Consider the following 26,094-nt stretch of genomic DNA (forward strand, 5'->3'; position numbering starts at 1 on the left):
CGCAGGGGTCCCGGGGCCCGATCTGAGGGCGGGAGGCATGAGTGCCCGCCGCAGGCGTCATACGCGCCGCAGTACCGCGACGACCTTGCCGAGGATGGTCGCGTCGTCGCCGGGGATCGGCTCGTAGGCCGCGTTGTGGGGGAGGAGCCAGACATGGCCGTCCTCGCGCTTGAAGCGCTTGACCGTGGCCTCGCCGTCGAGCATGGCGGCGACGATGTCGCCGTTCTCGGCGACCGGCTGGCGGCGGACGGTCACCCAGTCGCCGTCGCAGATCGCGGCCTCGATCATGGAGTCACCGACGACCTTGAGGACGAACAGCTCGCCGTCGCCGACCAGCTGCCGGGGGAGGGGAAAGACGTCCTCGACGGACTCCTCGGCGAGGATCGGCCCACCGGCGGCGATCCGGCCGACCAGCGGGACGTAGGACGCCGCGGGCTTGCCGGCGGTGTCCGTGGGCTGCACGGTCACGGCCTGGTCGGAGCCCCGCACCTCGTACGCGCGTGGGCGGTGCGGGTCGCGGCGCAGGAAGCCCTTGCGCTCCAGTGCCATCAGCTGGTGGGCCACCGAGGACGTGCTCGACAGGCCGACGGCCTGGCCGATCTCCCGCATCGACGGCGGGTAGCCCCGTCGCTGCACCGAGTCCCGGATCACCTCGATCACCCGGCGTTGCCGGTCGGTGAGGCCCGAGCTGTCCGCCCGGATGCCTGGAGGTCGGCCCGGCAGGGAACGCTTGTGTCCCTCGGGATTCACGGCTTCGTTCATGGCGTGCACCGGGTCGATTCGGCCCTGGGAGCGGTCCTGGGCGGTGATGGTGGCACTGTCTGCGGTCGTGGTCACGTCGGCCCCTCTCGATGGTCTCCCTGCTGGACAACGGTAGTTGCTTTCGAAAGGTTGCGCCAAACACACGTTCGAGTGAAAAAACGCGGTTCAGCGGACGCGATCACGTGTCCGGGTGTATGGGTCATGCGGTGTCCGGCGGGCAAAAAGGTTCATTGTTGTACTCTTCACCGCCGGTGACGGCCTCGTGGGTGCCCCCAGTCTGCCATCAGTGCTGTCGCCGACCGGGACATCCGTCCCCATCTGCGCCGGAGTCGCACGCGACCTCCGTGCGGCGCTCACGCTATCTCCGAATCCGCCGTAGCGGTACGTGTGCGACACGCGCAACCTGGCGATGTATCAGCCAATCACCACATCTAGTGGTTGGATTGCGGCCGCGGCCCACAAGTTGTGGTCCCCCGGGTCTCCGGTCTCTCTGGGATCGCCTATGCTTGGGGCTGCTTCGCGGGACCCATGAGGTCCGGCGAGGCTGTCGAGTCTGCTGTGAGGAGGGTTGGAGATCATGCACTGCCCCTTCTGCAGGCACCCCGACAGCCGGGTCGTCGACAGTCGCACGACCGACGACGGCACGTCGATCCGCAGGCGCCGCCAGTGCCCTGACTGCTCCCGTCGTTTCACGACCGTGGAGACGTGCTCGCTCATGGTGGTGAAGCGGTCCGGAGTCACCGAGCCGTTCAGCCGTACCAAGGTCATCAACGGTGTGCGCAAGGCATGCCAGGGGCGACCGGTCACCGAGGACGCGCTCGCCCAGCTCGGCCAACGGGTCGAGGAGGCGGTGCGGGCCACCGGAAGCGCCGAGCTGACCACCCACGACGTGGGGCTGGCCATACTCGGCCCGTTGCAAGAACTCGACCTGGTCGCCTTCCTGCGATTCGCCTCCGTCTACCGGGCATTCGACACGCTCGAGGACTTCGAGGCCGCGATCGCGGAACTCAGGCAGGCGGCGCAGGACCCGGTCGCGGACAACGAAGGCGCGACAGCGGGGAGCCAGGAGGACGATCACGGGCCAGGCGGGACCGCTCGGGTGCCCGCGCCCGTCCACATCGCCGACTGACGGGCGGACCGGTTCCGGTCGGAGGACTCGGGTCCGGTGGTCGGACGGCGATCCAGGACTTGTCGTGGGGGCGGCTCAGCGTGCCCGCGACGCGGAAACAGAACAGCGTGTCACGGGAACATCGTGGCATTTCAGGGCGTTTTAGCCCGTACAGGGAGGCGGCATGACAGAGACGGCGAGCGGTCCGGCACGGAGTTCCCGCGCGAAGGGGACGAAGGCCACCAAGGGACTGCGTATCGAGCGCATCCACACCACCCCCGGCGTGCACCCGTACGACGAGGTGAGCTGGGAGCGCCGTGACGTCGTCATGACCAACTGGCGCGACGGCTCGGTCAACTTCGAGCAGCGTGGCGTCGAGTTCCCCGACTTCTGGTCGTTGAACGCGGTCAACATCGTCACCAGCAAGTACTTCCGCGGTGCCGTCGGCACCCCGCAGCGCGAGACCAGCCTCCGGCAGCTGATCGACCGCATCGTGAAGACCTACCGGAAGGCCGGCGAGGACCACAAGTACTTCGCCACCCCCGCCGACGCCGAGATCTTCGAGCACGAGCTGGCTTACGCCCTCCTGCACCAGATCTTCAGCTTCAACAGCCCCGTGTGGTTCAACGTGGGCACCCCGCAGCCCCAGCAGGTCTCCGCCTGCTTCATCCTGTCCGTCGACGACTCCATGGAGTCGATCCTCGACTGGTACAAGGAAGAGGGGATGATCTTCAAGGGCGGCTCCGGAGCCGGCCTCAACCTCTCCCGCATCCGTTCCTCCAAGGAACTCCTCTCCTCCGGCGGCAACGCCTCCGGACCGGTCTCCTTCATGCGCGGCGCCGACGCCTCCGCCGGAACCATCAAGTCGGGCGGTGCCACCCGCCGTGCCGCCAAGATGGTCATCCTCGACGTCGACCACCCCGACATCGAGGACTTCATCGAGACCAAGGTCAAGGAGGAGGAGAAGATCCGCGCCCTGCGTGACGCGGGCTTCGACATGGACCTGGGCGGCGACGACATCACGTCCGTCCAGTACCAGAACGCCAACAACTCGGTCCGCGTGAACGACGAGTTCATGAGGGCGGTCGAGCAGGGCGGCCAGTTCGGGCTGCGCGGCCGGATGACCGGAGAGGTCATCGAGGAGGTCCAGGCCAAGAGCCTGTTCCGCAAGATGGCCGAGGCCGCCTGGGCCTGCGCCGACCCGGGCATCCAGTACGACGACACCATCAACCACTGGCACACCTGCCCGGAGTCCGGCCGGATCAACGGCTCGAACCCCTGCAGCGAGTACATGCACCTGGACAACACGTCCTGCAACCTCGCCTCGCTGAACCTGATGAAGTTCCTCAAGGACGACGGCAAGGGCAACCAGTCCTTCGACGTCGAGCGCTTCAGCAAGGTCGTCGAGCTCGTCATCACCGCGATGGACATCTCCATCTGCTTCGCGGACTTCCCGACCCAGAAGATCGGCGAGAACACCCGCGCCTTCCGCCAGCTCGGCATCGGCTACGCCAACCTCGGCGCCCTGCTGATGGCGACCGGTCACGCCTACGACTCCGAAGGCGGCCGTGCGCTCGCCGGTGCCATCACCTCCCTGATGACCGGTACCGCGTACAAGCGCTCCGCGGAGCTCGCCGCGGTCGTCGGCCCGTACGACGGCTACGCCCGCAACGCCGACGCCCACAACCGCGTCATGCAGCAGCACGCCGACGCCAACACCGTCGCCGTCCGCATGGACGACCTGGACACCCCGGTCTGGGCCGCCGCCACGGAGGCCTGGCAGGACGTGGTGCGCCTCGGCCAGAAGAACGGCTTCCGTAACTCCCAGGCGTCCGTCCTCGCGCCGACCGGCACCATCGGTCTCGCCATGTCCTGCGACACCACCGGGGTCGAGCCCGACCTCGCCCTGGTCAAGTTCAAGAAGCTGGTCGGCGGCGGCTCGATGCAGATCGTCAACGGCACGGTCCCGCAGGCCCTGCGCCGCCTGGGCTACCAGGAGGAGCAGATCGAGGCGATCGTCGCCCACATCGCCGAACACGGCAACGTGATCGACGCCCCCGGCCTCAAGCACGAGCACTACGAGGTCTTCGACTGCGCCATGGGCGAGCGCGCCATCTCCCCGATGGGCCACGTCCGCATGATGGCCGCGATCCAGCCGTGGATCTCCGGTGCCATCTCCAAGACGGTCAACATGCCGGAGTCGGCGACCGTCGAGGAGGTCGAGGAGATCTACTTCGAGGCCTGGAAGCTCGGCGTCAAGGCGCTCGCGATCTACCGCGACAACTGCAAGGTCGGCCAGCCGCTCTCCGCCAAGACCAAGGAGAAGGAGAAGGAGGAGGTCGCCGAGAAGGCCGAGGCGACCATCCGCGAGACGGTCGAGAAGGTCATCGAGTACCGCCCGGTCCGCAAGCGCCTCCCGAAGGGTCGTCCCGGCATCACCACGTCCTTCACCGTCGGCGGCGCCGAGGGCTACATGACGGCCAACTCCTACCCCGACGACGGCCTGGGCGAGGTCTTCCTGAAGATGTCCAAGCAGGGTTCCACCCTCGCGGGCATGATGGACGCCTTCTCCATCGCGGTCTCCGTCGGCCTGCAGTACGGCGTGCCGCTGGAGACCTACGTCTCGAAGTTCACCAACATGCGCTTCGAGCCGGCCGGCATGACGGACGACCCGGACGTGCGGATGGCGCAGTCGATCGTCGACTACATCTTCCGCCGCCTGGCGTTGGACTTCCTGCCCTTCGAGACGCGCTCGGCGCTCGGCATCCACTCCGCCGAAGAGCGTCAGCGCCACCTGGAGACCGGTTCGTACGAGCCGTCCATCGAGGACGACGAGGTCGACGTCGAGGGCCTGGCCCAGTCGGCGCCGCGCGCCCAGGAGCTGAAGGCCGTCGCCTCCCCGCGGCCCCAGGCTGCCAAGCCCGCACCGCAGCAGGCCCACACCAGCGCCGAACTGGTGGAGATGCAGCTGGGCATCCAGGCCGACGCCCCGCTCTGCTTCTCCTGCGGTACGAAGATGCAGCGGGCCGGCTCCTGCTACATCTGCGAGGGTTGCGGCTCGACCAGCGGCTGCAGCTGACGGTTCGATGAAGTGAGGTAAGGGGCGTCGGCCATGGCCGACGCCCCTTACCGTTCACCGTCTTCCACTTCCGTCGTCAGGGACGCCCCAGCCCGCCCATGGCGCGGGCGAAGTCCTCCGGGTCGTCGTCGAAGCCGTGCAGGCCGGGCCGGAAGCCCCAGTCACCGGACTCGTCGCGCACGAACTCCGCGACCGCGGCGGCCGTGGACCCGAGGACCGAGCCGAAGTCGTCCTCGGCCAGCACGGTGTATCCCTCGCGGACCCGCACGGCCGGGTTCAGGACGTTGACGAACGTCCGGTGCGCCGACCGCTGCTGGATGACCACTCCGACGACCACGCGCGCGTACCGGTCGGCGAGCCGGTCGAGTTCGAGCGTCATCACCTCGTCCCAGCCGAAGCCCTTGCCGTCCTGGCTGTCGCGGTTGAGGAAGATGGTTCCGTCCGGCGACCGGCTGTCGAAGTGCACCAGATAGGCCGGAGTTCCGTACGGATCCGCCGCCGTGAACGTCCCGGCCACGACGTCGAGATCGGTGGGCGGCTGCCCGGACGGGCTGGGATCCCACTTCACCGCGACCTCGACCTTGCGGATCGCCTTGCTGAAACCGCTCACCACGCGTCCCCTTCCCCCTAGAGGTCCACTTCCCCAACTGATGGGCTGCCAAGGCTCTTTGTCCATCGTGCCACGCGCGCGGGGGCGCATGCGCGGGTGATCTCAGCCGGAGCGTGACCGACGCCACGCTCCATGGCCTTACGATGGCGCGGTGCTGGTCAAGTGGATTCGCTGCACCGTGGTGGACCGCCGGGGCTTCGAGCGGGGGCAGCGGAAATGGGCGGGGCTTCCGGGGGAGCCGGGATTTCGGGGACAGGGCGGGGGCTGGAGTCGGCAGCGTCCCGGAGTGGCGCACACCTTCGCCTTCTGGGAGAGCCGTGCCTTCTACGACTCCTTCATGGCGCGTTCGCACGACCGTCTGGCCGCGTCCCAGGCCGGTACGTACAAGGATCAGCAGGTCAAGTTGTTCGAGTACCGGTTCGACGTGAAGACCGGCTTCGAGCCGCGGTTCACGGACGCCGACCTGGTCCGGGTGGCGCTCTGCCGGGTGCACGAGGAGCGGGTGGAGCATTTCACCCTGATGCAGGAGAAGGTCTGGAACCCGGCGATGGCCGGTTCCCCCGGCATGATCCGCGGCATGTTCGCGGAGGCCCCGGCCCACGAGTTCATGATCCTTTCGATGTGGCGGTCGGCCGCCGAACACGGCAAGTACCGCACCGAACGGGTGGAGCGGCTGGCGCTGCGTGCCCAGACGGAAGCCGATATCGCGGCCCTCACGGGCGACATCGTGGAGCTCGAACCGAGCTGGATCGTTTGAAAATCCAACCCGTGATGGGTGTGACCTGCGCTGTATGGGGCCCATCCGAGTGCCCGACTTCGCGCCACTGGATCTAGGGTTTTGGCATGGCACGACCACGGCGCATCGTCCTTGTCCGGCACGGCGAGTCAACCGGCAACGTCGACGACTCCGTGTACGAGCGCGAACCCGACCACGCGCTGGCCCTGACCGAGCGGGGCCGGCGGCAGGCGGAGGAGACCGGCAAACGCATCCGGGACATCTTCGGCCGGGAGCGCGTCAGCGTGTACGTCTCCCCGTACCGCCGTACTCACGAGACCCTCAGCGCCTTCCAGCTGGACCCGGATCTCATACGCGTGCGCGAGGAGCCCCGGCTGCGCGAGCAGGACTGGGGAAACTGGCAGGACCGCGACGACGTACGCCTGCAGAAGACGTACCGGGACGCGTACGGGCACTTCTTCTTCCGCTTCCCGCAGGGCGAGTCCGGAGCCGACGTGTACGACCGGGTCGGCGGCTTCCTGGAGAGCCTGTTCCGCAGCTTCGAGGCGCCGGACCACCCGCCCAACGTGCTCCTCGTGACCCACGGGCTGGCGATGCGGCTGTTCTGCATGCGCTGGTTCCACTGGACGGTCGCGGAGTTCGAGTCGCTCTCCAATCCTGGGAACGCCGAGATGCGGATGCTCCTTCTCGGAGACGACGGCAAGTACACCCTCGACCAGCCGTTCGACCGCTGGCGGGACCCGGAACCCCACTGGATGAGCGGCTAGGCTGGCCGCGATGACCTCCTCCTTCGACTCCTCGACCTCAGGGCGCCTGGACCGCGCCCTGGCGGCCCTGCGCGGACTCGCCGTCGGCGACGCGCTCGGCTCACAGTTCTTCGTGCCGGCGAACCTTCCGCTGCTCAAGCGGCGCGAGCTGCCACCCGACCCCTGGCAGTGGACCGACGACACCGAGATGGCCGGCTCCGTCGTCGCGGTCCTGGCCGCCCACCACCGCATCGACCAGGACGCACTGGCCCACTCCTTCGCCACGCACCATGACTTCGACCGGGGCTACGGCCCCGCCGTCAACCGGCTGCTCCGCCTGGTCCGGGAGGGAGGCGACTGGCGTGAACTGGCCGCCGCCCTCTTCAACGGCCAGGGATCATGGGGCAACGGCGCGGCGATGCGAATCGCGCCCCTGGGTGCCTGGTACGCGGACGACCCGGAGCAGGCCACCCACCAGGCCGAGATCTCGGCCTACCCCACGCATCAGCACCGCGAGGCGGTCGTAGGGGCCATGGCCGTGGCGGCGGCCGCCGCCCTCGCGGCCGCGCCCGACGGCCCGCCGAGCCCCGAGGCCCTCCTCGACGGTGTCGTCTCGCTCATCCCCAGGAGCGCCGTCGGCCAGGGTCTGCGTCGCGCCCGTGACATGCTCGACTACGGTGACGCGGGCACCGTCGCGGCCGTCCTGGGCTGCGGACGGCGTACGACCGCCCATGACACCGTCCCCTTCGCCCTCTGGTCGGCGGCACGCGCCCTCGGCGACTACGAGACGGCCTTCTGGACGACCGCCCAGGTCGGCGGTGACGTGGACACCACCTGCGCCATCGTGGGCGGCGTACTGGCCGGCGGCAAGGCGGGCGCCCCGCCGGCCGCCTGGGCGCAGCGGACGGAGCCGCTGCCGGGATGGGTGCCGACGGGAACGGGCCCCGCCGCAGGCGGGTGACCACCCCACCGGCACCGGCCGCCGTCCGTGCCACCGGTCACGATGTGCCTGCACGGCTCCCGGCGTACGGTCACCGCTCCCCTCTGGCGCCGCCCGCGGGCGCTCCCCGTGCCCGGAGGGAACTCCGGGCCACCATCGGTGTCTGCGTGAGGTCAGCCCGCCTCTGGGCCGCCGGCGCCGGCGAGGGCTTCGAGATCGCTCTTGCTGACCTTGATCACCAGCCAGGCGGTGAGCAGGCCGAGTCCGGCCATCACGGCGGCGGGGACGAACGCCGTGGAGATGCCGTGCGCGAGCACCTCGTGTCCCCACGGCGCCGGCAGCTGATGGGACCTGGCGAACTCCGCCTTCTGCGCCGGCGAACCGTGGGCGAGGAACTTCGGCAGCTGCTTCTTCGCCTCGTCCTTGCTGGCCGAGCCGAAGAGCGTGGTCAGGATCGACAGACCCAGTGCACCGCCCATCTGCTGCATGGCGTTCAGCAGACCGGACGCCGCGCCGGCCTCCTGCGGCGTGACACCGGCGACCGCCATGCTGGTCACCGTCACGAAGTTCAGGCCCATCCCAAAACCGAAGACCAGCATGGGCCCCAGCCCGCCGCCGAGGTACGAGCTGTCCGGCTTGACGAAGGTCTGCCGACCAGCGCCACGCTCTCGAACGCGCGATCCTGGATGCCTCCCTGGAGCAGCTCAGCACCGTCGGCTGGAGCGGTCTCACCATGGAGGGCGTCGCCGCCGTCGCCCAGACAGGGAAAGCCGCGGTCTACCGTCGTTGGTCCTCCAAGGAGGACCTGGTCGCCGACGCACTGCAGGCCGGGCTGCCCCGGCTGGAGGAGGCCTCCGATCTCGGAAGTGTGCGCGAGGACCTGCTCGCACTGTGCCGCCAGGCCCGGGGCGCGATGTTCTCGCGGCCTGGTTTCGCGCTGCGATCAGTGATTCACGAATGCGATCACATGCAGGTCGAACGTTTCCACGGGGTGATCTTCGAAGGGGTTGTGGGCCCGACCACCAGGTTGGTGAGACAGGTGGTCAAGCGCGGCGTGGAGCGGGGTGACGTACGGGCTGGCGGGGCCAACAGCTATGTCCTCGATGTCATTCCGGCGATGATGATGTACCGATCCAAGATTTCTGCAAGCGAATGGAGCGATCAGGAAATCGAGGAGATGGTCGACCAGCTGATGCTCCCGCTGCTGGCGCCGCGCGGGGTCTGAACCACGGCCCGGCGTCGGCCGGGGCCCCGGTGGGCCGGGTGTCGCTCAGGGATCAGTGCGGCGTACGCTAAGGGCGCCATGCCGTACGAACCACCTACCCACACCGTCGAGCGCTCCCTTCGCGCGACGACCGGAGCGAAGGTCATTGCCGGGGTCGACGAGGTGGGGCGGGGCGCCTGGGCCGGGCCCGTCACCGTCTGTGCCGCGGTCACCGGTCTTCGCCGGCCGCCCGAGGGGCTCACGGACTCCAAACTGCTGACCCTCAAGCGGCGTACGGAACTTGCCGAGGTCCTACGGACATGGGTCACGGCGTACGCCCTGGGGCATGCCTCCCCGGAGGAGATCGACGACCTCGGGATGACGGCCGCGCTGCGGCTCGCGGCCGGCCGTGCCCTGGAAGCCTTGCCGGTCCGTCCCGACGCCGTCATCCTCGACGGTAAGCACGACTACCTGGGCCGCCCCTGGCAAGTGCGCACGGTCGTCAAGGGTGACCGCTCGTGCGTGGCCGTCGCGGCGGCCTCGGTGATCGCCAAAGTTCAGCGCGACAAAATGATGGCCGAACTGGGTATCGACCATGCAGACTTCGGATTTGCGGCCAACGCCGGGTATCCGTCGCCCGTGCACAAGGCCGCACTGGAGGAGCGGGGCCCCACCCCGTACCACCGGTTGTCGTGGGCGTATCTTGATGCGCTGCCCCAGTGGCGGCACCTCAAGAAGGTCCGCAGCTGGGCGGAGGGCAGCGTTCCGGAGATCGAGGGTCAGCTCGGCTTCGACTTCTGACGCTCCAGTCGCACTGTTGTGCCACCCAGTTCACCTCACCTGCACCAACGTTTGATAAATATCAGCTCATGCCTCTCATTCCCGAGGAGCCTCAGATTCACGAGAGTGCCCAGGGTCCCCGCGCCACTCCGGCCAGTGGCCGTACCGCGCCGACCCCCCGTCCCGTACCCGGCCCCCGCCCCGCGGCTCCGTCGCGTCCCGGTCGTCCCGGCCCCGTGCGGCCGACGCCGCCGGTGCAGCGCACCCCGCGGGAGGTGGCCAAGCCAGGCCCGTCCGGCCCGGCCGTGCCCGCCGCGACAGCGGCGGCCCCGCAGATCCAGCTGATCCCGGCCTCGGTCGAGAGCGCTCTCGACGCGGCCGAGGAAGCAGTGGACCTGCTCCTCGACTCGGGCCGTGCCCCCGGTGACGTGCTGGTGATCACCACCGGCCCGCAGCACCCGTGGGCCGAGCACGAGCTGTCCTTCGGTGAAACCTCCTACTGGGCGCAGCACGACGCGGGCGACGACGTCTTCTACGCGGACGCCGCGGTCGCCTCCCGTGCCGCGACCCGCGCCGTCGTGGTCGTCGCCGTGAACGGCGGTCCGGACACCGTCGCCGCCACCGCCTTGCCGCTGGCCCTTTCGCGGGCCGGTGCCCTGCTGATCGTCTGCGGCGACCCGCAGCGCATCAACTCGGTACTGGGCGCGGGGGTCTGAGCCGCCTCCGGCGCCTCCGTGGACGCGGAGGTACCGAAGGGGTTCGGCGGAGACCGGCACAGTGGTGCCTTCGGCATGCCTGGAGAACCGCGGTGGCCGCTGCCGTCGTGGAGCCGCCGTCCGGCAGAGGGCGGAGGGTCGCCGCGCGGGCGCTGGGGCGCATCCGCAACACGGACACCGGGCCGTGGGTCCGCAACGCGGGTACCGTCCCTGGATCCCCAACGCGGACACCGGGCCGTGGGTCCGCAACGCGGGTACCGGGCCGGGGCCGCCGAGGGGCCGCACGGCGGGACGCATCGCTCGCACGGCGGGACGCCCCGGCTCACCGATGCGGCAGGCCGCCCCGGCTCACCATGGGGCAGGCCGCCCCGCCTCGGTGAGACGGTAGGCCGCTGCCGCTCAGCGACACGGTAGGTCGCTCCTGCTCACTGACACGGCAGGCCCTCTCGCCGCCGCGGCAGGTTCGTCGGGAGTGCCGCGAGCGGCCGGCGAGCACGGTGCGGCAGGTTCAGGGTGCCGTGCCCGGTGGTGCGTGTCCGGCCGGTGCCCCTTTTGGGGCCGGGGTTCAGCGAGCGGCCGCGCGGCGCAGTACCTCCGAGGCGGCGCCCCCGGTGCGCGGTGCCGGCGGCGGCACCGCGGACAGGGCGAAGGGTTCAGGAGTCGAGTCGGCACTGGGGCGGCGTCCGCCGCGGCCCTCGCCGAGCACCTGCCAGCCGTCGTGGGTCAGCGTGATGTACGCCCCGCAGCGCAGCCCGTGCAGGGTGCAGGCGTCCCGCAGCCCCCACATCCAGGCGCCGTCCTCCTCCGTCCAACGCGCGTCCCCCTCGCGGCAGTAGAGCAGCACGGCGGTCCGCACCGGGGTGCGGCGGCGCAGGTCGTGCGGGATGACCCGGCGCAACTGGGCGAGCAGCACGTTGCGGGACATCCAGCCGTCGGCCGGGGCGGAACGCCGAGTGAAGGAGGCGCTGGCGCACAGGCGCTCCTCCGGGTCGAGGACCGCCACGATCGCGGTGCCCAGCCGTGGACGGTGCCGGGTGTGCAGCCCGCTGACCACCTCACGCGGGTTGCGCAGCAGCGGTATTCCGGCGTCGGCCCACTCTGCGGGCTCGAGCAGACGACTGGCGGAAGCGGCGGACGCGGACGTCGACAACGATGCTGCCGAGGACGGAGCGAATCCGAAGGTCACGTTCCTCCCTTCGGCTACGCGCCCACACAGCGGGCGGGATTGGATTCGGGGGAGCGCGCACCGCAGCAAAGCCCAACCGGATCACGGACGAGCCGTGCGGGGAGCGGACCTCAATTCTTCCTGTCGAACTTGGATGCGGCAACGAGCAAATGGGGCCACCGACTGTTATCTGGGGGTGTGTTACTTATATCCCTACCCCCGGAGGCGCTCGGCGACCCCTGGGACATCCCGCAACGGCACACTCGTGCGCCGAACCCGGCACCGTATGCGAACGACACCGCGCCGATCAGCCCTGAACGGCCAGGACCAGCGGCAACACGCCCCGCGCCCCGGCCCTCCTGAGCAGCCGCGCCGCTACGGCCAGCGTCCAGCCCGTCTCGGTGAAGTCGTCCACCAGCAGCACGGGCCCCTGGACCTCGGCGAGGGCGTCGGCGAGGGCGGGCGGCACGGTCAGCGCACCGTCGAGAGCCTTCAGGCGCTGCGCGCTGTTGCTGCGTGGGACCGGCTGCGCCTCGTGCGCGTACTCCACGGACCCCAGGAGCGGCAGTCTGCCGATCTCAGCGATCCGCGCCCCGAGGGAGTGGACCAGTCGAGGCCTGGTGCGCGAGGCGACGGTGACGACCCCTCGTGGCCTGGGCTGTGCGTCGGCCGCTCCCGCGGCCCAGCCGCCGGGACCCTTCGCCCAGTCGGCGAGCACCTCCACCACGGCACGGGCCACATCGTCCGGCACCTGGGTGTCCGGGGCCTGCGGTGCGAGCAACGGTCGCAGCCGGTTGCCCCACCCGATGTCCGACAACCGTCCCAGGGCGCGCCCCGGCGACGCCTGTTCACCGGCCGGGATGCGTCCCTTGAGCTCGATGCCGATCGCCGGCAGACCGGTGGGCCACATCCGGCGGGGTTCCACTTCGACACCGGCGCGCCCCAGATCGACCCGAGCCGCGTCCACCGCGGCCGATGAGGTGTCCGCGGTGAAGCGCGGCCGGGCGCAGTTGTCGCAGCGGCCGCACGGCTTCGCGCCCTCGTCGTCCAGTTGGCGCTGCAGGAACTCCATCCGGCAGTCCCCGGTGGCCGCGTACTCCCGCATGGCCTGCTGCTCGGCCTCGCGCTGCCGTGCCACCCACGCGTACCGCTCGGCGTCGTACGTCCACGGCTGTCCGGTCGCGATCCAGCCGCCCTTGACCCGCTTGACCGCGCCGTCCACATCGAGAACCTTCAGCATGGCCTCCAGCCGGGACCGACGCAGCTCCACCAAGGGCTCCAGCGCGGGCAACGACATCGGGCCCCCGGCCCGGGACAGGACGTCCAGGGTGCGGCGGACCAGATCCTCCGACGGGAAGGCGAGCGAGGCGAAGTAACTCCAGATCGCCTCGTCCTCCGGGCCCGGCAACAGCAGCACCTCGGCGTGCTCGACACCGCGTCCGGCACGGCCCACCTGCTGGTAGTAGGCGATCGGGGAGGAAGGCGAGCCCAGGTGCACCACGAAGCCGAGGTCGGGCTTGTCGAAGCCCATGCCGAGGGCGGAAGTGGCGATCAGCGCCTTGACCCGGTTGCCGAGCAGGTCGTCCTCGGCCTGCTGCCGGTCGGCGTTCTCCGTCTTCCCCGTGTACGACGCCACGGCGTGCCCGCGTTGCCGCAGGAAGGCGGTGACCTCCTCGGCCGCCGCCACGGTGAGCGTGTAGACGATGCCGGAACCCGGCAGTTCGCCCAGGTGATCGGCCAGCCACGCCATCCGGTGCGCGGCGTCCGGCAACCGCAGCACGCCCAGGCTGAGGCTCTCCCGGTCCAGTGGGCCGCGCAGCACCAGCGCGTCCGAGCCGCCACCGGTGCCGAGCTGCTCGGCGACGTCCGCGGTCACACGCGCGTTGGCCGTGGCGGTGGTGGCCAGCACCGGCACGCCCGCCGGGAGGTCGGCGAGCATGGTGCGCAGCCGTCGGTAGTCGGGCCGGAAGTCGTGGCCCCAGTCGGAGATGCAGTGGGCCTCGTCCACGACGAGCAGGCCGGTCGCCGCGGCGAGCCTGGGCAGCACCTGGTCGCGGAAGTCGGGGTTGTTGAGGCGCTCGGGTGACACGAGGAGGACGTCGACCTCACCGGCCGCGATCTCCGCCTGGATCGCGTCCCAGTCCTCGGTGTTGGAGGAGTTGATGGTGCGGGCGTGGATACCCGCCCGGGCCGCCGCCTCCACCTGGTTGCGCATGAGCGCGAGCAGCGGGGAGACGATCACCGTCGGGCCGCTGCCCGTGGCCCGCAGCAGTGAGGTCGCCACGAAGTACACCGCGGACTTGCCCCAGCCCGTGCGTTGCACGACCAGGGCCCGGCGCCGGTCGGCGACCAGTGCCTCGATCGCCCGCCACTGGTCTTCGCGCAGCCGGGCCGTGCCGGTTTCGTTGCCGACGAGACGGGCGAGGACGGCGTCCGCCCGGGCCCGGAGATCCGCGTTGCTCGTGTGCTCCATGAGTCCCATACAACAGGACGGGACCGACAGCCCGGGCTGCCTGTGGACGAGGGCGGCACGGTTGTCGTGTCCCTGGTCCGACTTATCCACAGGCCGAACCGGAATCGCAAGATCCGCGAGATCGTCGGCGCATGACGAATCACAGCGAAAACATCGGACCGGTCGAAAACGGTGACATCACGGACGGTCCTGCACCCCTGCGCCGATCAGCCCACGACCCCCAGGTCACCCTGCGCACCCCGGCCGAACTGGCCGACGCACTGCCCTACCTGCTCGGGTACCGCCCCGAGGACAGCATGGTCCTGATGGCCCTGCACGACCGGGGCGGCCGCGGCCGCTTCGGCGGCCGGGCCCGACTCGGCATCCCCGCGAACAAGGACGACTGGGAGCCGGCCGCACGCCAGCTCGCCCAAGGCCTGGTGACGGGCAGTGAGCGCAGGGGAACCCGGCCCGAGCAGATGGTCGCCTACGTCTGCCAGGAACCGGCGCCCGGCGAAACGGGCCGTGACGTCATGCACCGGCTCGCTCCGCTGGCCCACCTGCTGCGCACCGAGTGCGGCCGGCTCGACGTCCCCGTGATCGAGGCGCTGTGCGTCTCGGACGCCCGCTTCTGGTCGTACTGCTGCCCGACACAGGAGTGCTGCCCCGCCGACGGCACCCCCATGGGACTGCCCGGCACCTCCGTGCTCGCGGCCGCCGCCACCTACGCCGGTGTCCAGGTGCGCGGCAGCCTGCGCGAGTTGCGGGCCAGGCTGCTCCCCTGGGAGAGCGGCGCCGCGCGGGAACAGGAGACCGCCCTGGACCGCGCCGGCCGGGCCCTGGTGCCCCGCATCCTCGACGACGCCTTCCGCGCGCAGGTGGCAGAGGACACCCTCGCCCTCGCGGAGCGGATCATCGAACGGTTCGCGGCCGCCGCCCCGGAGCCCGACATCCACCAGGCAGACCTCCGCGACGACCGGCTGCTCGCCCACGACGAGGCCGCGCGGCTGATCCTCGGGCTCCAGGACCGCACGACCCGGGATCGCGCGGCCGCCTGGATGGAGGGCGCCGAGGCCGGCCCGGCCCTGCGGCTGTGGCGAGCCCTGGCTCGCCGCTGCGTCGGCCCCTACGGCGAACACGCCGCCGCGCCCCTGACGCTGGCCGGCTGGGTCGCCTGGTCGAGCGGTGACGACCTGGAGGGGCGCGAGGCCTTGGCCATGGCACTGGGCGCGGACCCTGACTACCTCTTCGCCCACCTGCTGCACCAGGCCTGCAACGAGGGCCTGGATCCGGAGTCGATCCGCCGCTGCCTGCGCGCCGGCCGGGCCGAACAGCGCAGCGCGGACAGCACGGCGGCGGTCACCGACGCCACCCCGCTCGCCCCGGGGGCCGACCACCCGCCGGTCGGCGGGTCCGCGGCAGCCCCGAGGCGTCGTACGCGTACGGGGAACGCCACCGACAACCGACGGCGGCGGCCGGACGGTGCCCGGCCACGGCGAGCGGACGCGGAGCACGCCCGCCCCGGTTCGACCAGGCCCGGTGGCACGCGCACGCGCGCGGTGGACCGGCCCGCAGCGGCGGACAGGGGGGAGGAGAGCGGCACGCGAGCAGGCCGGACCGGCACGCAGGGCGCGCGATCCGGGAACAGCCGCAGTGAGTCCGACGAATGAGCCGGCCGCACGCTCATTCGGCCGGGTTCGGCGGGCGGGGGCGTGACCAGGAAGAGCCCGCGCCCGTTCACCTGAGTGGCGGAACGGCTGGACGGGCCGTGCCGCCACCCGCCGTCGCCCCTCCGGAGCCCTCCGTCCGGCGCCGAGCACGTCACAGGCGCACAGAGCGCAGAAGAAGCCTCCCCATGCATCAGCCGACTCCGCCTTCCACCGCTGACGTCAACCGCCGACCGAGGGACCTCCCGCCCTGGCTCCCCCCGACGGACGACGGTCCGGGCCGGCCACCCGCCCGCGCCCCCCGGTCCGCGTCGGCTCCCGCACGAGCGGCTCCAGGCCCTCGGCACGCCACCGGGCTGCCGCCCGCGCACACAGCCCTGATCTGCGTCGCGCTCCCCGGGCTCGCCATCTCCACGGACCGCGGTCAGCTGACCGGTCAGGGACTGGAGGGTTTCTACCGCGCGGGGCGGCGGCTGCTCGCGCGCTGCCAGGTCCGTGTCGCCGGCCGGGAACCGCTCGCCGTGCAGGCCCGGATGACGGGGGCGGACTCCGCTCGCTTCGTCGGCACCGTCCGGGTCTCTCCGACGGCGGGCCCGGACCCGGACGTCGTCGTGGAACGCACCCGGCACGCCGACGGCACGGAGCGCATCACCCTGCGCAGTTACGCGGTCCACCCCCTGCGTCTGCCGCTCGAGGTGGCCCTGGCCACCGATCTCGCGGAACTGAGCGCCATCGCCGCAGGTACCCCGGGCCCCGAACTCCCGGCCGGCGTCCACGGCTCCGGCCTGCGCTGGACCACCCCCAGTGGCAGCTCGTCGATCACCGCCGACCCGCCACCCGCCGACGCGCTGGCCTCGGCAGGACTGTTGCGCTGGGAGTTCGAACTGCCGCCGGGCGGCACGGCCGACGTAAAGCTGCGGGTGCGAGCGGAGGGTGCGGGCCCGTCGCGCGCCGTGGGACGGGCCGCGACCAGCCCCCTCGCACCGGCCAGGGCCACGGGCGACCACCCGGGGGTCGCGGCGCTGCTCAGGACCAGCATCGACGACCTGGAGGCACTGCTGATCCGTGACCCGGCGCACCCTTCCGACACCTGCCTCGCAGCCGGGGCACCGTGGCGGTGCGGCCTGGCCCCGGCCGAGGCGCTCGCCGCCGCCAGGATGGCCCTGCCCCTCGGCACCCGCCTCGCCGTCGGCACTCTGCGCACCCTGGCCCGGACCCAACTCCGCGGCGCAGGGCCGCGGACCGGCATGATTCCCGGCCCCCGACGCGACGCGGGGGCACACCTGCCACCTGCTTGCACCGGAACGGAGGCCACCCTGCTCTTCCCCGTGCTGCTCGCGGAGGCACGTCGCTGGGGGCTGCCGGAACAGGAGACACGGGAGCTGCTGCCGGCCGCCGAGCGCTGCCTGACCTGGCTGCGCACCCAGGCCGGCGACGGGACCTACCTCTGTGCCCCGGAGTCGGGCGGCCTTGTGCGCAGTGAGACCCAGGCCCACGCCCACCGCGCCGCGCTGCTGGGGGCCGACCTCCTCGACGCCTACGGACGGCCGGGTGCCGCCGCGCTGCGGCAGTGGGCGCACGAGCTGGGGGAAGCGTTCAGGGTGGACTTCTGGGCCGCGGACCGGGGCGGCGGCCGCCCGGCGGCGGCCCTGGATCCCGACGGCCGCCCTCTGGCCCTGCTCGGCGCCACCGCCGTGCATCTGCTCGACACCGGCCTGCTGGGCGCGGGCCGTCCGGCACCCGGCCTGCTCGACAAGATCCAGACCGAGCAACTCGCCCGGCTGCTCGGTGGTCCGGCCATGGACTCGGGGTGGGGGCTGCGTGGCTTGGGAGCGAAGGAGGCGGGGCACAACCCGTTCGGCCACCGGTCCGGGGCCGTCCGGGTCCAGGAGACGGCACTCGCCGTCGCCGGACTGGCCGCCGCCGGCTACGAGAAGGAGGCAGGCGGGCTGTTGCGCGGGCTGCTGGCGGCGGCCGTGCACTTCGGCCACCGACTGCCTGAGATGTTCGCCGGCGAGCAGCGCTCCGACGGGAGTGCTCCCCTGCCGCACCCCGCTGCGTGCCGCCCGGCCGCGACGGCCGCCGCCTCCGGGATCCTGCTCCTGACCACGCTCGTCGGCATCCGCCCCGACGTCCCCGCCGGCACCGTCATCCTTCGCCCGCTGCCCAGCGCCCCTTTGGGGGAACTCGGCCTGACCGGACTGCGGGTCGCCGGAGCGCCTTTCTCGGTGCGGGTCAGCCGGCTGGGCCTGGCCATGGTCGAGGAGGCCGCCGACGGCCTGCGACTGGGGAAGTGACCCGGCTGTACCGAAGGGCGCGGGCAGGCCGGCACGGTCGTGCGGGAACAGGAGGCCGGGCGTCGTACACACAACTCGGTTGAGGGCGGGGTGCATACCGGAACGAAGTGGAAGCTGTCCGACCGGGCGGCGAAGGGAGTGTTTATCGTCAGGCAGACGACTATGATCACCGCATGCCCTACGACCCGTCAGCCTTTCCGCCGTTCGCCGTCACCGTGGACCTGGTCGTGCTGACCGTGCGCCGCCATGCCCTGTGCGCGCTGGCGGTACGCAGAGGCGAGTCGCCGTTCCAAGGGCGCTGGGCGCTGCCGGGCGGCTTCGTACGGGCCGATGAGGATCTTTCGCAGGCGGCGGCACGGGAGCTCGCGGAGGAGACCGGGCTGAGTGCCCACGACCCCGAGGTGCCCGCCCAGGAGGGCGGCGCTCATCTGGAGCAACTGGCGACCTACGGCGACCCCAAGCGTGACCCCCGGATGCGCGTGGTCAGCGTCGCTCACCTCGCCCTCGCCCCCGACCTCCCCGCACCCCGCGCGGGCGGCGACGCCAGCAACGCGCGCTGGGCCCCGGTCGAGGAACTCCTCGCGCAGGGTGGCTACGGCCGGGACGGCGAGCCCGCCGCCCCGCTCGCCTTCGACCATGCCCAGATCCTGTCCGACGGTGTGGAACGGGCCCGCTCCAAGATCGAGTACTCGTCCCTGGCCACCGCGTTCTGCCCGCCCGAGTTCACGGTCGGCGAGCTGCGCCGGGTCTACGAGGCGGTGTGGGGGGTGGCGCTCGACCCGCGCAACTTCCACCGCAAGGTGACCGGCACCCCCGGCTTCCTCGTCCCCACCGGCGGCACGACCACTCGTCAGGGCGGCCGCCCGGCGCAACTCTTCCGGGCGGGCGGGGCCACCTTGCTCAACCCGCCGATGTTGCGGCCCGAGGTGTGACCGGCCGACCGTGCGAACCCACAGAGGTTTAAACGCTCCTATACCTGGAAAAACGGTCATTCCGCGCTATCTTCCCTTAGGTGATCGAGGCCTTCGGACTGACCAGCAATCCCCGCAAGGCGCACCCGCCCGCCGTCGACGACGTGACCTTCGAGGCGCGCGCGGGCCGTGTCACCGCACTCCTGGGAGAGGCGGGCGCGGGCAAGACCACGACGCTCAGACTGATGCTCGAACTGCAACAGGGCCGCGGAATCACCCAGTTCAGAGGTCGCCCCCTGCATCGCATCGCCCACCCCTCGCGTGAGGTCGGCGTGCTTCTCGGTGACGTTCCCGGCCACCCCGGCCGCACCGTCCGCGGCCACCTGCGCATGCTGTGCGCGGCCACCGGCGTCCCGGCCCGGCGCGCGGACGAAGTGCTCGAAGCCATCGGCATCGTCAGCCTGCGCGACGAACCACTGGGCACGCTGTCGCGCGGCATGGACCGCCGTCTCGGCCTCGCCTGCGCCCTGCTTCCCGACCCGCACACCCTCGTCCTGGACGAGCCGACGAAGGGGCTCGCCGGCCGCGAGGCCCACTGGCTGCACCGCATGCTCCGGGCGTACACGGCGCAGGGCGGCACGGTCCTGTTCACCACCGCCGACCCCAAGGAGGCCGCCCGCGCCGCCGACCGGGTCGTCACCCTGGACGCCGGGAGACTCGTAGCGGACCAGGAGGTCACCGAGTTCGCCCGTACCCGGCTGCGCCCCCGGGTGGCCGTCCGCAGCCCGCACGCCGCCCGGCTCGCCGCCCTCCTCAGCAAGGAGGCCCGCACGGCCCACCGTTCCGTGGAGGTCGTACGGGAAGGCGGCAACCGCCTCTCGGTGTACGGCAGTACCACCGCCGAGGTCGGCGAGACCGCGTTCCGGCACGGCATCCTCGTCCACCAACTCGCCGACGAGACCGGCGACATGGGACCCGGCGCCGATGCGGAACCGCTGACCGGGCCGGTGCCTGAGGTGGTGCGGCGGGTACGGGACGCGAGCGAACCGGGCACGGCGGAGGAGTGCCGGCCGGCTGGGAAAGCCCTGACCGACGACCCGCGCGACGAGCCCGGTGGGGAACTTCAGCGGGCCGCCGGTTCCCCCGTCACCCCGCAGCCCCGGGCGTCGGCCACCGCCGAGCCGGCGGCCCGGTCGCGCAGGGACGACGACAAGCCCGCTCCGAGCGGCCTGTCCCGCCAGGCTGAACCGTCCGTCACGGCCGCGCATCGGTCACCCGTGTCCGCCGAGGCGCGGCCCGACGACCTCGCGGCGGAGTCCAGGACCGCCCACGCCTCCCTCGTCACGCACAAGGCTCAGCCGGTGACTGCCTCCGCAGGTCCCCGGCCGTCGGCCGACACAGCACCGGCACACAGGCCGTCCCCGGCCGCCTCCCCCGACCCGACTGCCCGCACCACGTCCCCGGACCAGGCGTCGGCCACCGTCCCCGCCCAACCGCCGGCCGCTACGACCCCTGCCCAGCCCCCGGTCACGGCCACCCCCGTGCGGCTGCCGACAGCGCCCGCATCCGCGCAGCCGTCCGCCCACCGCCCAACCACCACCGCTGGCCAGCCACCCATCGCCGCCCCGTCCCCCCACCAGCCGGCCGCCGCTGCTGTCGGCCAGCCGTCCGACTCGGCCGGACCCGCCCGGCGATCGACTCCCGCCGCGACCGCCCAGCCGACGGCCTCCGCCGGACCGACCGCCGCATCCCAGCCCCGCGAGGTGTCCGCCCACTCGCCGATCGGCGCCGAACCGAACGATGCCGCCCCCCGCCCCTCCTCCCGCCCGCAACCTCGCGCCGTACCCGGCAAAGACCCCGTCCCTGCCGACGAACCGCTTCACCAGCCGCAACCCGGCAAGCCCACAACAGCCGAAGCCGAAGCCGCAACCGAAGCCGAAACCAAAACCGTCTTCGCCCCGCCCCCGGCAGCCCCCGCCCGCCCGGCCACAGCCGCTCCGGCAGCCCCCGCCCACCGGACCAGGGCCGCCGCTCCGGCAGCCCGCCAGGCCGAGGCCGCCGCCCCGGACGTCCTGTCCCCCCTCCCGCCCGCCATCTCCGTGCGCAGCACCCCCAGTCCGCTCCGTCCCCTGCGCTACGAACTCCGTCGGGCCGCCGGCATCGGCGCCGGCTTCGTCACCTGCGGAGCGGTACTGCTGCTGTCCGCCCTCACTTCCGTACTGCTGGCCCGGCTCGGGCACACCTCGCAGGACCGGCTGTTCGCGGCCTGGCCGCAGGAACTGCCGCTGCCTCCGGCGGCACTCGGTGCGGGTCTGCTCGGAGCGCTGTCCTTCGGGGACGAGTTCCGTCACCCCGCGTTGGCGGCGGACCGCGGCACCGTGCCGCGCCGACTGGGGCTGCTCACCGCGAAACTGCTGGTGTCCGGGGCCACCGCGATGCTGCTCTCGTTCCTCACCCTGGGCTGCGACGCCGAAGCGCTCTATCTCGTCTACGGCCGGGAGCTCGCCAAGGTTCCCGCGGACTGGCTTGCGCTCACCGTGAGTTGGTTCGGGCTGGTCGTCGGCTGCTCCTGGGCCGGCGTGCTCGCCGCAGGCGTGTTCCGGTCCACCACCGCCGGACTCGCCGCGGTGCTCGCCGTGCCCGTGCTCGTCGTGCCGGCCGTGCACCAGGCGCTGCGGGGACCGGGAGCACGGTTGGCCATCGGTCTGCCGATGCGATTGAGGGAAGCGTTCCTGCTGCAGTGGCCCTTCGGGGGAGAGCGCTATTTGATCGGTGCGGTCCGGGTGCTCGCCCAACCCGTGGGCGGAGCACTGGCGTTGTCGCTGTCCGCGTTGCTCGGCGCGTACCTGTTCACCACTCTGCGGGCGAGGGTTCGATGAACACGGATCGCACGCTTGCGATCCCACCCCGCACACAAATCCCTGCAGAACGCCCATTTCTTTCTGATAAGGCGTCAATTGCGACGGAGTGAGCGATCACCCTTTCGTGTGCTTTTCACCAAAGACCTCAAGGGAGTTGGAGGCAACGCCGACAAAGGATCCGTGAGTACCCTTGCGCACACCATGATGACCGCCGCCCGCTCCGCAGACTCTGGTCTGGTCGGCCCGGGCGAACTCGACCGCTACCCCTATGCGGAGGCTCCCGTCACCGATCGTCTCGGTGCGCCCTCCTGGGAGGGCGCCGACCCGGAGCTGGGCCGTGTGGGCCGACGTGCCGCGGGCAGCCGTGGCCGCGGACTGCACGGTCAACTCGTTCAGCAGCTGGGTCAGATGATCGTCTCCGGGGACCTGGGCGCGGACCGTCCGCTGGTTCCCGAGGAGATCGGCCAGCGTTTCGAGGTCTCCCGCACCGTCGTCCGTGAGTCCCTCCGGGTCCTGGAGGCCAAGGGCCTCGTCAGCGCCCGCCCGAACGTCGGCACGCGCGTGCGTCCCGTCAGTGACTGGAACCTCCTCGACCCGGACATCATCGAATGGCGGGCCTTCGGGCCGCAGCGCGACGACCAGCGCCGTGAGCTCAGCGAGCTGCGTTGGACGATCGAGCCGCTCGCCGCCCGTCTCGCTGCCGGACACGGGCGCGAGGACGTCCAACAGCGCCTGTGCGACATGGTCGAGATCATGAGCCACGCCATGACCCAGGGTGACGCGCTGACCTTCTCCCGTGCCGACACCGAGTTCCACTCCCTGCTCATCCAGGTCGCGGACAACCGCATGCTGGAGCACCTCTCCGGCATCGTGTCGGCGGCCCTCCAGGTCTCCGGCGGCCCGGTCACCGGCTGTGACCGGCCGAACGAGACGTCCCTGGCGCAGCATGCGCGGATCGTCGACGCCCTCGGCACCGGCGACGGCACGGCCGCCGAGTCGGCGATGCGCCAGCTGCTGACCGTCCACCCCGAGGTGGAGCGTGTGGTGCCCGCCCCGCGCGAGCACTGATCCGCGTCGAGAGCGGTGCGCTCGGCCGGTGCCGCCCGCAAGGGGCGCCGTCGATCCGGTAACCCGCTTCCGCCGGACCCCGCCGGATCCTTCAGGGCTCCGGCGGGGCCCGGCGGCGGGGCGGGCGCACGGTGAGGGGCCATGCGGTGGGCTGCACGAGGGTCGAACGACCCGAAGAGATCATTGACGACTACCTTCGCCCATGTCTGACCGCTTTTGAGTGCTTACGGGGTGTGACTCGGGCCACGTAGATTGGGCGTAACGCTCTTGCGAACAGCGCGATGACCTAAGAGGTGACAGCCGCGGAGGGAATACGGACGCCATTCATGGCGCTGTGCATCTTCCCGGCCCCCGCCCGCGCCGTCGGCCCATCCCCAAGCCGGCGGTCGGCTCCAGTCCGTCCAGGACGGGGCCGGAAGCCGTTTTCCAACGTTCCGAGAGGTTGTTCGTGTCGGCCAGCACATCCCGTACGCTCCCGCCGGAGATCGCCGAGTCCGTCTCTGTCATGGCTCTCATTGAGCGGGGAAAGGCTGAGGGGCAGATCGCCGGCGACGATGTGCGTCGGGCCTTCGAAGCTGACCAGATCCCGGCCACTCAGTGGAAGAACGTACTGCGCAGCCTCAACCAGATCCTGGAGGAAGAGGGTGTGACGCTGATGGTCAGTGCCGCGGAGCCCAAGCGCACCCGTAAGAGCGTCGCAGCGAAGAGTCCGGCCAAGCGCACCGCCACCAAGACGGTCGCGGCGAAGACGGTGACCACCAGGAAGGCCACTGCCACGGCCGCCCCCACGGTGGCCCCCGCCGCTGCCGCAGACGATCCGGGCGAGGAGGCGGCGCCCGTGAAGAAGGCCGTAGCCAAGAAGGCGCCCGTCGCCAAGAAGGTGGCCGCGAAGAAGACCGCGACCGCCGCGAAGAAGACGGTGGCGAAGAAGACCGCCGCCAAGAAGGACGACGTCGAGATCCTCGAGGACGAGGTTCTCGAGGAGCCCAAGGCCGGTGCGGAGGAGCCCGAGGGCACCGAGAGCGCGGGCTTCGTCCTGTCCGACGAGGACGAGGACGACGCGCCGGCGCAGCAGGTCGCCGCCGCCGGTGCCACCGCCGACCCGGTCAAGGACTACCTCAAGCAGATCGGCAAGGTCCCCCTGCTCAACGCCGAGCAGGAGGTGGAGCTCGCCAAGCGCATCGAGGCCGGTCTGTTCGCCGAGGACAAGCTGGCCAACGCCGACAAGCTGGCGCCGAAGCTCAAGCGCGAGCTGGAGATCATCGCCGAGGACGGGCGCCGCGCCAAGAACCACCTCCTGGAGGCCAACCTCCGTCTGGTGGTCTCCCTGGCCAAGCGCTACACCGGCCGCGGCATGCTCTTCCTGGACCTCATCCAGGAGGGCAACCTCGGTCTGATCCGCGCGGTCGAGAAGTTCGACTACACCAAGGGCTACAAGTTCTCCACGTACGCCACCTGGTGGATCCGGCAGGCGATCACCCGGGCCATGGCCGACCAGGCCCGCACCATCCGTATTCCGGTGCACATGGTCGAGGTCATCAACAAGCTCGCCCGCGTGCAGCGCCAGATGCTCCAGGACCTGGGCCGCGAGCCCACCCCGGAGGAGCTGGCCAAGGAACTCGACATGACCCCCGAGAAGGTCATCGAGGTCCAGAAGTACGGCCGTGAGCCCATCTCCCTGCACACCCCGCTCGGTGAGGACGGCGACAGCGAGTTCGGTGACCTCATCGAGGACTCCGAGGCCGTCGTTCCCGCCGACGCCGTGAGCTTCACGCTCCTCCAGGAGCAGCTGCACTCGGTGCTGGACACCCTGTCCGAGCGCGAGGCGGGCGTCGTCTCCATGCGGTTCGGTCTCACCGACGGTCAGCCGAAGACCCTCGACGAGATCGGCAAGGTCTACGGCGTCACCCGCGAGCGCATCCGGCAGATCGAGTCCAAGACCATGTCGAAGCTGCGTCACCCGTCGCGTTCCCAGGTGCTGCGCGACTACCTCGACTAGTCGGAGTCGTACGACCCCGAAGGCCCGGTCTCCCTCGGGAGGCCGGGCCTTCGGGCTGCGGAGCACCGTCCGCTGGATGACTCTGGGTTTCCGAGTACCACCCAGAGTGAGGAGGGTGCATGCGTCATTCGTCTGCCCCGGTCCTGATCCGGCCGCTGGTCCTGGCGGCCGTCGCCGCGGTCATACCGCTCGCCGGCCCGTCTCCGGCTGCCGCCGACAGCGTTGTCGTCGGCGGCTTTCCCATCGATGTCTCGCAGGCCCCCTGGACGGTCGCTCTGTCCAGCCGTGACCGGTTCGGGGGTACCCGGGCCGGTCAGTTCTGCGGTGGTGTGGCGATCGGCCGGACCACGGTCCTGACCGCGGCCCACTGCCTGGCCGACGACGTCATCGGCGGTCCGACGGGCCCGGTGCGCGATCTCAAGGTGATCGCGGGCCGCACGGACCTGCTGTCCGCACAGGGGCAGGAGATCCCCGTGACGGACCTCCGGGTGAACCCGGACTACGACGCCGACGCCAACACCGGCGACTTCGCCGTCCTCACCCTCGCCCAGCCGCTGCAGGCCAGTGCGGTCATCCCGATGGCGGCCGAGGGGGACACCGCCTACGCGCCAGGCACCGGTGCCCTGGTGTCCGGGTGGGGCGACATCACGGGCGGTGGCGACTACGCGCGCCGGATCCACGCGGCGCGCGTTCATGTGCTCCCCGATCAGACGTGCGAGCGCGCCTACCCCGGCGGGCCCGACGGCACCTATCGCCCGGGCTCCATGCTGTGCGCGGGGGAGGCGCAGGGCGGCCCTGACGCCTGCCAGGGCGACAGTGGCGGTCCGCTGGTCGCCGACGGGAAGCTGATCGGGCTCGTGTCGTGGGGGAGCGGCTGCGGCCGGCCGGGCAGCCCCGGCGTCTACACGCGCGTCTCAGAGGCTGCCCGGGCTCTGGGCCCCGGCGGTGCCCTGAATGCCTCACGCCGCCCTCACAGCCCCTCCTGAGGGCCGC

The 26,094-nt window shown here is 71.4% G+C and carries 18 protein-coding genes and 2 pseudogenes; 15 read left to right on the forward strand and 5 right to left on the reverse strand.

What is annotated here, in order from left to right; translation table 11 throughout:
• Positions 1–57: 57 nt before the first annotated feature.
• The gene (lexA, locus tag ACZ3KP_RS10635; protein ID WP_132893616.1) at positions 58–837 is read right to left on the reverse strand and encodes a transcriptional repressor LexA; all 780 of its coding nucleotides are present in this window, start codon (positions 835–837) and stop codon (positions 58–60) included.
• A gap of 502 nt (positions 838–1,339) precedes the next feature.
• Between lexA and nrdR the strand changes: the two genes are divergently transcribed.
• Together nrdR and ACZ3KP_RS10645 are read left to right on the forward strand one after the other, a co-directional pair.
• Entirely contained in the window at positions 1,340–1,891 is a 552-nt protein-coding gene (gene nrdR / locus ACZ3KP_RS10640; RefSeq protein WP_467498201.1) for a transcriptional regulator NrdR, read from the forward strand.
• A gap of 163 nt (positions 1,892–2,054) precedes the next feature.
• Positions 2,055–4,949, forward strand: a complete 2,895-nt coding sequence (locus ACZ3KP_RS10645; protein WP_467498203.1) for a vitamin B12-dependent ribonucleotide reductase — start codon at positions 2,055–2,057, stop codon at positions 4,947–4,949.
• A 76-nt stretch (positions 4,950–5,025) separates the two neighbouring features.
• On the opposite strand, the gene ACZ3KP_RS10650 is transcribed toward ACZ3KP_RS10645, so the two are convergent.
• On the reverse strand, positions 5,026–5,559 hold the full coding sequence (locus ACZ3KP_RS10650) for a TerD family protein (protein WP_467498205.1): 534 nt from the start codon (positions 5,557–5,559) through the stop codon (positions 5,026–5,028).
• Between the two features lie 151 nt (positions 5,560–5,710).
• On the opposite strand from ACZ3KP_RS10650, the gene ACZ3KP_RS10655 reads away from it, so the two are divergent.
• From ACZ3KP_RS10655 to ACZ3KP_RS10665, 3 genes are all read left to right on the forward strand, one after another.
• Entirely contained in the window at positions 5,711–6,316 is a 606-nt protein-coding gene (locus ACZ3KP_RS10655; protein ID WP_132893609.1) for a YdbC family protein, read from the forward strand.
• A gap of 86 nt (positions 6,317–6,402) precedes the next feature.
• The gene (locus ACZ3KP_RS10660; RefSeq protein ID WP_467498207.1) at positions 6,403–7,062 is read left to right on the forward strand and encodes a histidine phosphatase family protein; all 660 of its coding nucleotides are present in this window, start codon (positions 6,403–6,405) and stop codon (positions 7,060–7,062) included.
• A 10-nt stretch (positions 7,063–7,072) separates the two neighbouring features.
• Complete coding sequence (locus tag ACZ3KP_RS10665; protein ID WP_467498209.1) at positions 7,073–8,002, forward strand: ADP-ribosylglycohydrolase family protein; 930 nt, start codon at positions 7,073–7,075, stop codon at positions 8,000–8,002.
• A gap of 152 nt (positions 8,003–8,154) precedes the next feature.
• On the opposite strand, the pseudogene ACZ3KP_RS10670 reads toward ACZ3KP_RS10665, so the two are convergent.
• A pseudogene (locus ACZ3KP_RS10670) lies at positions 8,155–8,622 on the reverse strand (MFS transporter); the annotation flags it as partial.
• Positions 8,623–8,648: 26 nt separating this feature from the next.
• On the opposite strand from ACZ3KP_RS10670, the pseudogene ACZ3KP_RS10675 reads away from it, so the two are divergent.
• From ACZ3KP_RS10675 to ACZ3KP_RS10685, 3 genes and pseudogenes are all read left to right on the forward strand, one after another.
• Positions 8,649–9,206, forward strand: a pseudogene (locus ACZ3KP_RS10675) (TetR/AcrR family transcriptional regulator); the annotation flags it as partial.
• A gap of 78 nt (positions 9,207–9,284) precedes the next feature.
• Positions 9,285–9,986: a ribonuclease HII gene (locus tag ACZ3KP_RS10680; RefSeq protein ID WP_467498211.1), complete on the forward strand. Its 702-nt coding sequence runs from the start codon at positions 9,285–9,287 to the stop codon at positions 9,984–9,986.
• Between the two features lie 68 nt (positions 9,987–10,054).
• Positions 10,055–10,681 (forward strand): hypothetical protein, encoded by a 627-nt coding sequence (locus ACZ3KP_RS10685; protein WP_358979517.1) that lies wholly within the window; start codon positions 10,055–10,057, stop codon positions 10,679–10,681.
• Positions 10,682–11,246: 565 nt separating this feature from the next.
• On the opposite strand, the gene ACZ3KP_RS10690 is transcribed toward ACZ3KP_RS10685, so the two are convergent.
• A complete protein-coding gene (locus ACZ3KP_RS10690) occupies positions 11,247–11,867 on the reverse strand; it encodes a hypothetical protein (protein WP_467498213.1) in 621 nt (206 codons plus the stop codon).
• A gap of 286 nt (positions 11,868–12,153) precedes the next feature.
• Complete coding sequence (locus ACZ3KP_RS10695; RefSeq protein WP_467498215.1) at positions 12,154–14,319, reverse strand: RecQ family ATP-dependent DNA helicase; 2,166 nt, start codon at positions 14,317–14,319, stop codon at positions 12,154–12,156.
• Positions 14,320–14,450: 131 nt separating this feature from the next.
• On the opposite strand from ACZ3KP_RS10695, the gene ACZ3KP_RS10700 reads away from it, so the two are divergent.
• The 7 genes from ACZ3KP_RS10700 to ACZ3KP_RS10730 all read left to right on the forward strand — a co-directional run bounded on the left by ACZ3KP_RS10700 (position 14,451) and on the right by ACZ3KP_RS10730 (position 26,087).
• The gene (locus tag ACZ3KP_RS10700; RefSeq protein WP_467498217.1) at positions 14,451–15,968 is read left to right on the forward strand and encodes a DUF4192 domain-containing protein; all 1,518 of its coding nucleotides are present in this window, start codon (positions 14,451–14,453) and stop codon (positions 15,966–15,968) included.
• 185 nt (positions 15,969–16,153) lie between these two features.
• Entirely contained in the window at positions 16,154–18,262 is a 2,109-nt protein-coding gene (locus tag ACZ3KP_RS10705; protein WP_467498219.1) for a glycogen debranching N-terminal domain-containing protein, read from the forward strand.
• Positions 18,263–18,435: 173 nt separating this feature from the next.
• Positions 18,436–19,194 carry an NUDIX hydrolase gene (locus ACZ3KP_RS10710; protein ID WP_467498221.1) on the forward strand — a complete coding sequence of 253 codons (759 nt, stop codon included), beginning with the start codon at positions 18,436–18,438 and terminating at the stop codon, positions 19,192–19,194.
• Between the two features lie 80 nt (positions 19,195–19,274).
• On the forward strand, positions 19,275–22,052 hold the full coding sequence (locus ACZ3KP_RS10715) for an ABC transporter ATP-binding protein (protein WP_467498223.1): 2,778 nt from the start codon (positions 19,275–19,277) through the stop codon (positions 22,050–22,052).
• A gap of 162 nt (positions 22,053–22,214) precedes the next feature.
• Entirely contained in the window at positions 22,215–23,102 is an 888-nt protein-coding gene (locus ACZ3KP_RS10720) for a FadR/GntR family transcriptional regulator (protein WP_467498225.1), read from the forward strand.
• Positions 23,103–23,550: 448 nt separating this feature from the next.
• On the forward strand, positions 23,551–25,101 hold the full coding sequence (locus tag ACZ3KP_RS10725) for an RNA polymerase sigma factor (protein ID WP_467498227.1): 1,551 nt from the start codon (positions 23,551–23,553) through the stop codon (positions 25,099–25,101).
• Between the two features lie 119 nt (positions 25,102–25,220).
• Positions 25,221–26,087: a serine protease gene (locus tag ACZ3KP_RS10730; RefSeq protein ID WP_467498229.1), complete on the forward strand. Its 867-nt coding sequence runs from the start codon at positions 25,221–25,223 to the stop codon at positions 26,085–26,087.
• Positions 26,088–26,094 lie beyond the last annotated feature (7 nt).

This window comes from Streptomyces sp. NPDC020958, assembly GCF_055562175.1.

What these genes read in the sequence shown, in the direction of transcription:
- nrdR (WP_467498201.1), top strand. Translation starts at nt 1,340, where the DNA reads ATGCACTGCCCCTTCTGCAGGCACCCCGACAGCCGGGTCGTCGACAGT.
- ACZ3KP_RS10645 (WP_467498203.1), top strand. Translation starts at nt 2,055, where the DNA reads ATGACAGAGACGGCGAGCGGTCCGGCACGGAGTTCCCGCGCGAAGGGG.
- ACZ3KP_RS10660 (WP_467498207.1), top strand. Translation starts at nt 6,403, where the DNA reads ATGGCACGACCACGGCGCATCGTCCTTGTCCGGCACGGCGAGTCAACC.
- ACZ3KP_RS10665 (WP_467498209.1), top strand. Translation starts at nt 7,073, where the DNA reads ATGACCTCCTCCTTCGACTCCTCGACCTCAGGGCGCCTGGACCGCGCC.
- ACZ3KP_RS10680 (WP_467498211.1), top strand. Translation starts at nt 9,285, where the DNA reads ATGCCGTACGAACCACCTACCCACACCGTCGAGCGCTCCCTTCGCGCG.
- ACZ3KP_RS10685 (WP_358979517.1), top strand. Translation starts at nt 10,055, where the DNA reads ATGCCTCTCATTCCCGAGGAGCCTCAGATTCACGAGAGTGCCCAGGGT.
- ACZ3KP_RS10695 (WP_467498215.1), bottom strand. Translation starts at nt 14,319, where the DNA reads ATGGAGCACACGAGCAACGCGGATCTCCGGGCCCGGGCGGACGCCGTC.
- ACZ3KP_RS10700 (WP_467498217.1), top strand. Translation starts at nt 14,451, where the DNA reads ATGACGAATCACAGCGAAAACATCGGACCGGTCGAAAACGGTGACATC.
- ACZ3KP_RS10705 (WP_467498219.1), top strand. Translation starts at nt 16,154, where the DNA reads ATGCATCAGCCGACTCCGCCTTCCACCGCTGACGTCAACCGCCGACCG.
- ACZ3KP_RS10710 (WP_467498221.1), top strand. Translation starts at nt 18,436, where the DNA reads ATGCCCTACGACCCGTCAGCCTTTCCGCCGTTCGCCGTCACCGTGGAC.
- ACZ3KP_RS10730 (WP_467498229.1), top strand. Translation starts at nt 25,221, where the DNA reads ATGCGTCATTCGTCTGCCCCGGTCCTGATCCGGCCGCTGGTCCTGGCG.